The following is an 8,439-nucleotide window of genomic DNA, read 5'->3' as shown; positions in this document are numbered from 1 at the left end:
GTTCAAAGATTTATGCAGTTTGGTATTAATCATATTTTAAATAATAAAAAACCCAGCCTAGGCTGGGTTTTTAAATTCTAAAAGAACTAAAATTACTTAATTTTAGCTTCTTTAAAAAGAACATGTTTACGAATCTTTGGATCAAACTTTTTGATTTCCATCTTCTCAGGCATGTTACGTTTGTTTTTGTCAGTAGTGTAGAAAAAACCAGTACCGGCAGTTGAAACTAAACGGATTTTATCGCGCATGATTCAGATCCTTAAACTTTAACGCCGCGAGCACGGATTTCTGTAAGAACCGTGTCGATGCCTTTTTTATCGATAATACGCATACCTTTAGTAGTAGTGCGTAATGTTACAAAACGTTTTTCACTTTCAACCCAAAAACGGTGTGTTTGTAGGTTAGGTAGGAAACGACGTCTAGTCGCGTTTCTCGCGTGTGAACGGTGATTACCAACCGCTGGACGCTTACCTGTAACTTGACATACTTTAGACATGTCTATATATCTCCAATAACTTCGCTCGAGCTTAATTTAATCTAAGGCCGTGTATTTTCGCCCTAGAGATAAATCGAAGGGCGCTCTTTATACAGCTTTTACAGGCAAAGATCAAACACTGATCTATCCAATCAGCTCATATATGTAAATTTGATAGCGGCTAATTATAAAGATCGAATGCCCTTAGGGAAAGTAAAAACTGCATTTAAATTAAACTAATTTGCTAAAACGCGTTAAACAGCTCATTTTTAACACACTTCTGTGTCTAACAAAGCTAAATAAGGCCTCGCTCAGCAAAAGAAACACAGGTTTCCCCGCCCACAATGATGTGATCAAGCACACTTATGTCTACCAATTGCAGTGCTTGTTGTAATTTATTGGTTATAAGTTTGTCAGCTTGGCTAGGTTCTGCAATACCACTTGGGTGATTATGTGCAAAAATAACTGCCGCAGCATTGTTTTTAAGCGCCGCCTTTACCACCTCTCGCGGATAAACACTGGCTGAATTAATCGTACCGTAAAAAAGAATTTCATCTTTCACTAATCTATTTTGGCTGTCGAGGTATAACACCATAAACACTTCTTGTTGCAAGCCACGCATTTGAAGAGTGAGATAGTCGTAAACCGAGTTTGGCGAATTAAACACAGCGTCTCGCTGGCAACGTTCCTGCATATATCGCTGGCTTAATTCAAGAACTGCTTGTAGCTGCACATACTTTGCGGTCCCTAACCCCTTTTGAGAACAAAACTCCTCAATACTGGCATTAAACAAGTTATGCAGTGTTTTATTTTCATTAAGTAAATGCTGAGCCAACTCTATTACGTTCATACCAGGTAAGCCAGTGCGTAAAAAAATAGCCAGCAACTCAGCATCCGTTAATGCTTTGGCTCCTTTAGCAATGAGCTTTTCACGTGGGCGAAGTGAATTTGGTAGCGATGTTAATTGCATTATTCATCCTTGCTGAGCAAAAGTGTCTTTTAACTGTAATGCAAATTTTTAAATTAGCCTGATAATTTCAAATTAAAAACTTAGCTGTACAGGTAAAGATTTGTTATTTTAGCCACAATATTAAATAAGGCTTATAGACAACCATGATTGATTTAACCAATAAAAAAATTGTACTGGGTATTACCGGCGGTATTGCAGCTTATAAATGCGCCGAATTAGTTAGACGATTAAAAGACCATGGTTGTGAAGTTAAAGTGGTAATGACCGAATCGGCCAAGCACTTTATAACCCCCTTAACAATGCAAGCGGTAAGTGGTGAAATGGTATCAGACTCATTGCTTGACCCCTCTGCTGAAGCGGCAATGGGCCATATAGAGTTTGCAAAATGGGCTGATCTAATTTTAGTCGCACCCGCAACCTGTAACATTATTGCTAAAATGGCGACCGGTATTGCCGATGACTTATTAACAACGTTACTGCTAGCTACACCAGCTAAAGTAGCCGTTGCGCCAGCTATGAACCAACAAATGTATGCACACCCTGCAACGCAAGCTAATTTAGCAACGTTAAAAGCACGTAACATACTTATTTGGGGCCCAGGTAAAGGAGAACAAGCCTGTGGTGATGTAGGCGCTGGTCGTATGCTAGAACCTCATGAACTTGTTGAGTTATGCATTGCGAAAGAGCGACCACAGTTACTTTTAGGTAAAACAATTACCATAACAGCAGGGCCAACACGTGAGCCACTTGATCCGGTTCGTTTTATATCAAATCACAGCTCAGGAAAAATGGGCTATGCACTCGCACAAGCCGCTTTATTGCTTGGTGCAAAAGTGAATTTAATTTCAGGCCCCGTTAATATTAAGCCGCCAACTGGCGTAAACTTAATTAATATACAAAGCGCTGAGCAACTACTCGCAGAGTCACTTACTTACGCTCCACAATCAGATGCATTTATTGGCTGCGCTGCCGTTGCCGATTACCGGGCTGCGAATGTTGCGACTCAAAAAATGAAAAAACAAGGTGACGAACTTACCCTCACCTTAGTAAAAAACCCTGATGTGATTGCAGCAGTTGCAGGCCTTACTCAAAATCGCCCTTACACGGTCGGCTTTGCCGCTGAAACACAAAATGTAGAAAACTACGCTAAAGGCAAACTCAAAAACAAAAATCTCGACATGATTTGTGCTAACGATGTATCGCAAAGTGGCTTGGGGTTTAATTCTGATCAAAATGCGCTAACGCTTTATTGGCATAATGAGCAGTTAGAATTAGCGCAAAGCAGTAAAGTAGAAATTGCCCGCAAAGTGATCGAGCAACTCGCTAAACACCTATAAAAAGGCTGGAAACAAACTGAATAAAACATTAACATAAGCCATTCATTTGAACAAAAAATGACTAGGGTCCTTAACTGTGCCACTAAGAAATAACTAAAAAAAGGAATGTTCATGCCTGCGACAAAAAAAAGCAATCGCAAAGAGCAAATACTGCAAGCACTCGCACAAATGTTAGAAACCAGCCTAGGACAACGTATCACCACAGCTAAGTTAGCCGCTGAAGTGGGCGTATCGGAAGCCGCGCTGTACCGTCATTTTCCTAGCAAAGCACGTATGTTTGAAGGCCTAATAGAGTTTATTGAAGACACTCTTTTATCGCGCATAAACCTTATTTTAGAAAATGAAAAAGAAAGCCAAACTCGCATTTATAATATTTTGTTATTACTTTTAACATTCGCTGAAAAAAACCCAGGCATAACCCGTATTTTAACGGGCGATGCTTTGCAAGGTGAGCAAGAGCGCTTACGCGAACGAGTGCAGAGCTTTTTTGAAAAACTCGAAACCCAGTTTAAGCAAGTATTGCGTGAGCGAAAACTACGCGAAGGTAGAAATTTTCAAAGCGATGAACTGACGCTTGCAAATTTTTTACTTGCTTATGTTGAAGGTAAAATGAACCAATTTGTACGCAGTGACTTTAAAGCAAAACCAAGCACTCAATTTGAAAAGCAATGGCCTGAGTTACAAAAAATCTGGCTTTAACTGCGACTCTCTGCCAAATTGAATTTATAATTAGCAGATACAAAAAGCGACCTTTTGGTCGTTTTTTTGTATCTGCATGTTACTCATCGCCCCTGCTTGCTATTTATCTGATCTACTCGAAATATTAATCAAACTCGTTACACTAAATAAATGTTAAAAAATGAGAACCTATAATGAAAAAAAAGCTCACCTTATTAAGTTCTGCGCTTATTATTAGCTTAACGAGCACAGCTATAAACGCCAAAGACGCATTGCAATTTAAAGATATATTTAATTTTAAATCAACTAAAAGTACTCAGTTATCTGAAGATGGGAGTATTTTGTCACTCAGTGCAACGCCTTATCGTGGTAATGCCACAGGCCAAGTTTACTCACTGAGCAGTAATAGTTTAATTAGCGAAGTTGAGCGAGGTACTAAACCCGTTATAAATAAAGCTGCAAATTGGGTCGCATTTACGCAAGTACCTACTTTGCTTGAAAAAGAAACCAACAAGAAAAAAGACACACTAAAAAATAATGTCGTACTCGTAAACACGCTATCAGGCGAACAACAAAGCTTTGCTGACGTTAAAGATTATAAACTGTCAGATGACGGTGCTTGGCTTGCTTATCGTTTAAATAAAGCCGCTGATAAAGAAGATGACGAAAAAGAAAAAAGTGAAAGCACTGGCGACATTAAAGACGAGAGCGCAATTTCACCAGATAAAAAAGATAAAACTTACTCACTCGTTATTATAAATTTAGCCGATAAACGCAGCCACACAATAGAAAACGTATTTAGCTATGATATTAGCGCGACTAACGATCAATTACTGGTTAGCCAAAGTTACAGTGATGGCAATAATAATCAAATAGCGCTTATAAACTTAAATAACTTTCAAAGCACAACCTTAATAGATGAGCCTGGCGTAGTAGCCAGTAAAATAGCTTGGCATCCAACAAATACGAGTGTTGCGTTTACTGTAGGAAATTACGTCAATGACGATACACGCCGCCGCAACTACAGTTTACAGCTATGGAAAAACGAACTTCTTTCAACAATAAGCTCGCCAAATAAAGATTGGACAATAGGTAAAACAGCCACGCTAACATGGTCTGAAAACGGCGAGCGCTTATACTTTGAGAACCACCCAAAACTCGCAGCGAAAGTAAAAGCAAAAGAATACACTGACGAAGCATCACTTTACGATTTTGATACCATACGTGAACACAAAGGTTTAAATGTATGGCATAACAACGATGCACAAATAAAGCCGCGCGAAGAGCAACAATGGGACGAAGTTAATAAAACTCGCCATTACAGCGCGGTATACCACGTTAATTCACAAAAAGCGGTACAGCTAAGTACCACTAATATGCCTGAGGTTGCACTAAACTCTGAGCGAGATGTGTCTTTACTTGGCTCATCTAACATCCCCTACCTAGAAAAAATAATGTACGGCGGTTTTTTTGCAGACTACTTTGCTGTAAATATAAATACAGGCAAGCAAACAGCTATTATTAATGACTATCCATTTAGGCCAAGCCTTGCACCTAATGGTGAGTTTGCCGCTTACTTTAGCAATAGCCAAATACAGCTTAAAGATTTAAAAAACAATCAAGTAACCCCACTGACTAAAGCAATTCAGGCCACCTTTGCTGACGATAAACATGACTACCCTTCAACTCAGCCAGGCTATGGCTTTGCCGGCTGGATGCAAGACAGCAGCCAAGTACTTGCTTACAGCAAATACGATATCTGGGCATTTGACGTACAAACTAAGCAAGCAACCCGTTTAACCGATGGAAAACAAAGTAATACGCAATATCGCGTTGTTAAGCTTGATAAAGACCAAATTGGCTTTAAAAAAGCAGACACCCTGCTTTTATCTGCTATAAACCTACAGACTAAGCAAAGCGAAGTTGCAAAACTCGATTTAACTACAAATACGATCACCAAAGTACTGAGTGGACAAAAACGCTTTGAGCTGGTCAAAAAAGCTAAAAATGCCGACAAGTACGTGTTTACCTCGCAAACTTACAGTCAATTTCCGGATTTCTATCACACTGACTTTAGTTTTAGTGCACCAAAAAAAGTAACGACATTAAACCCACAAATCAATGATTTTGCTTGGGGTGAAAAGCCAGAACTAATAAGCTACAAAGGCTTTGATGGCGAAGACTTGCAAGGCGTGCTTATAAAACCAGCAGGCTATAAAAAAGGTGATAAAGTCCCTGTTGTTGTGTACTTTTACCGTTATATGAGCCAGCGCATGTTTGATTTTCCAAAAATGGAATTAAACCATCGCCCTAACTTCCCTATGTTCACATCAAACGGTTATGCAATATTTTTACCTGATATTCGTTTTGAAATAGGCCACCCAGGCAAATCATCAACACAAACCATGATTAATGCCACCCAAAAGCTAATCGACTTAGGGATTGCTGATCCAAATAAAATAGGTTTACAAGGCCACTCATGGGCGGGTTATCAAAGCGCCTTTATGATCACCCAAACTGATATGTTTAAAGCCGTTGTGTCAGGGGCTCCTGTATCTAACATGACCAGTGCTTACAGTGGTATTCGCCTTAAATCGGGCCTTGCACGTCAATTTCAATACGAAACAGGGCAAAGCCGTATTGGCAAAAACTTATTTGAAGCACCAGAGCTTTACATTGAAAACTCACCGGTGTTTTTTGCAGATAAGGTAAACACTCCCATCTTAATTATGTTTGGTGATAAAGATGATGCTGTTCCATGGCACGAAGGCGTACAGTATTATTTAGCACTACGCCGCGCAGGCAAAGACGCCACCTTTTTACAATATGAAGGTGAACCGCACCACTTGAAAAAATTCCCTAATCAGGTCGACTTTTCAGTGCGTATGATGCAGTACTTTGATCATCATTTAAAAGGCAAGCCTGCCGCCAAATGGATAACTGAAGGAGAAGCATTTATTGAAGAATAAATGCAGTTACTTATTGTTAGCAATCGTGTGTTTGGTTTTAAAGTAATCTTGTATTGTTATTAACAATCATAAAAACACGCCATTTTAAGCCCTCTTTGTAAAGAGGGCTGTTTACTTTACAAATACTTAATAAAAACATAGGATAGATGTAAGGCTTTACTCTTTATTAATAATTTTAAATTATACCAATAGCGCTGACTTTTAAGTTTGATTAGCGTATCTTATAGATAGAATTTAAGCTTAAAATTTATTATTTCATGAGTCATTTTCAACCTCCCTTTACGATTACAGCAAAAATTATTCATTATATTTCTGATATTGCCGAAGCCCTTGGTAAGTTGTCTGTTTTTTATAATAAAAACGACATACATCAAGACCGCGAAAACATTGTCAAAAATCAGATTCAAAACACTCTTGCTATTGAAGGCAGTGATTTAACCCGCCCGCATATAAATACGCCACATCGTGATGACGACTCCTTAGTGACTGAAATCGCCCAAGAAAAAAACGACATAGCTAACACCTATAATCAATTAGATAATTGGGATACAAACCTTTGCAATGACTTTTTAAGTGCGCATAAAACCCTCATGCTATCGCGAGGAAGTAATGCGGGTCATTATCGAACCAGCAATGTCGATAAAGGCAAAAGATTGCAAATGGCTCCACAAGCTCTGCATATTCCACAAATGATGGAAGAGCTGTTTAGTTGGCTTGCTAGCTCAAACCAACATCCTCTTATAAAAAGCTCGGTGTTTCACTATGAGCTTAAATTTATACATCCCTTTGTTGATGGTAATAGCCGGATTGGGTGTATTTGGCAAACTCAAATGCTAAAGCAATGGAACCCATTATTTGCTCTAATGCCAATAGAGGGCATCGTCGCGACAAGTGAAGAACAATACCGCACAGCAATAAGTAACAGTACCGAAACAGGTGACTCTTGCGCCTTTATAGAATACATACTAGAAAACGTTTTATGTGCAGTTTTAACATTTAATGATTCATTATCAGACAAAAAACCAACCCCTCAACAAAACCCCACAACAGTAAAAACCCAACAAACCCCACAAGTTAAAGCCTTAATAAACATACTATCCCAAGCGGGTGATTCTTTAAACCGAAAGCAATTACAAGTAAAACTAAATTTAAAAGACAGAAAGCATTTTAGAGAACGCTACCTAAAACCAGCTATAGATGCCGCGCTAATTGAAATGACAATACCTGATAAGCCAAACAGCAAATTGCAAAAATACAGGTTAGTTTAATAAAAATAAGCATTTAAATAATGCAGCTATAAGCGCCAGCAGTAATTTGTTTTAAGTGATAAAACGTGAAAGAACAAAGATGATTTATAGCATATACCAAGGCATTAAATGAGGAAGTAATGAATAATTTAATCCGCCAGTACAACCGATAGTTTAATAAAAATCGCATTACTGGCGGTAAAAATAACAACAAAATACGCTAAGATACAAAGATCAATATGCTTACAGTAGACCTAATTTCACTTAGACTGACTACATTATGACTTCGATATGTTGAATACTAATCAAACAAAGTTAAGCCGCTTACCTTTTTATAAAAGTACACATATGTTCAGCGACAATAAAATTAACCCGTAACAATATGTATAAGAATACCTCACAGCCACTGTGAATTTTATAAACCCCATAATACTAAGGGTAATGTAAAAATAAACGTTTCTAAATTTTAACTCAAACTAGTCTTACTATTCATGATCTCCCCTGCTGTAATACTCTGTAATACCATCACAAAAATTCCTTCTATAAAGTGTTTATTTCCGTGAAACTAAACGGACTTATAATTCAACATAACGATAGGAAGAGCAGTGTGGAATTATAGCGATAATCCTTCCTAAAAAAGAAGAATATATAAAACAACTCATGAATTACGGGGCAATCAGAAGTGCTAGGGCGTGTTGACCTTTGTGGATTGAAATTTGTTCAATCTAGGGGCGATTTAATCGCGGCGCGAGGTTTGTATCCT

At 38.3% G+C, this 8,439-nt stretch carries 7 protein-coding genes; 4 read left to right on the top strand and 3 right to left on the bottom strand.

Features of this window, described 5'->3' with window-relative positions:
- Nucleotides 1–92: 92 nt before the first annotated feature.
- The 3 genes from rpmG to radC form a co-directional block, all read right to left on the bottom strand.
- Nucleotides 93–248: a 50S ribosomal protein L33 gene (gene rpmG, locus CWB66_RS04170; protein ID WP_004335545.1), complete on the bottom strand. Its 156-nt coding sequence runs from the start codon at nucleotides 246–248 to the stop codon at nucleotides 93–95.
- 11 nt (nucleotides 249–259) lie between these two features.
- Nucleotides 260–496, bottom strand: coding sequence for a 50S ribosomal protein L28 (gene rpmB, locus CWB66_RS04165; RefSeq protein ID WP_004335549.1), 237 nt, complete (start codon nucleotides 494–496; stop codon nucleotides 260–262).
- 274 nt (nucleotides 497–770) lie between these two features.
- On the bottom strand, nucleotides 771–1,445 hold the full coding sequence (radC, locus tag CWB66_RS04160; protein WP_077536068.1) for a RadC family protein: 675 nt from the start codon (nucleotides 1,443–1,445) through the stop codon (nucleotides 771–773).
- A 143-nt stretch (nucleotides 1,446–1,588) separates the two neighbouring features.
- Between radC and coaBC the strand changes: the two genes are divergently transcribed.
- The 4 genes from coaBC (at nucleotide 1,589) to CWB66_RS04140 (ending at nucleotide 7,697) form a co-directional block, all read left to right on the top strand.
- Nucleotides 1,589–2,782 (top strand): bifunctional phosphopantothenoylcysteine decarboxylase/phosphopantothenate--cysteine ligase CoaBC, encoded by a 1,194-nt coding sequence (coaBC, locus tag CWB66_RS04155; RefSeq protein ID WP_138584437.1) that lies wholly within the window; start codon nucleotides 1,589–1,591, stop codon nucleotides 2,780–2,782.
- Between the two features lie 111 nt (nucleotides 2,783–2,893).
- Nucleotides 2,894–3,481: a nucleoid occlusion factor SlmA gene (gene slmA, locus CWB66_RS04150; RefSeq protein ID WP_077536070.1), complete on the top strand. Its 588-nt coding sequence runs from the start codon at nucleotides 2,894–2,896 to the stop codon at nucleotides 3,479–3,481.
- Between the two features lie 173 nt (nucleotides 3,482–3,654).
- Complete coding sequence (locus tag CWB66_RS04145) at nucleotides 3,655–6,429, top strand: S9 family peptidase (RefSeq protein WP_138584436.1); 2,775 nt, start codon at nucleotides 3,655–3,657, stop codon at nucleotides 6,427–6,429.
- Between the two features lie 257 nt (nucleotides 6,430–6,686).
- Nucleotides 6,687–7,697, top strand: a complete 1,011-nt coding sequence (locus CWB66_RS04140) for a Fic family protein (RefSeq protein ID WP_138584435.1) — start codon at nucleotides 6,687–6,689, stop codon at nucleotides 7,695–7,697.
- Nucleotides 7,698–8,439 lie beyond the last annotated feature (742 nt).

The sequence above is a fragment of the Pseudoalteromonas sp. S558 genome (assembly GCF_005886635.1).
Taxonomy (GTDB): Bacteria; Pseudomonadota; Gammaproteobacteria; order Enterobacterales; family Alteromonadaceae; genus Pseudoalteromonas; species Pseudoalteromonas aliena.
This window is presented reverse-complemented; position numbering and strand designations above follow the sequence as displayed.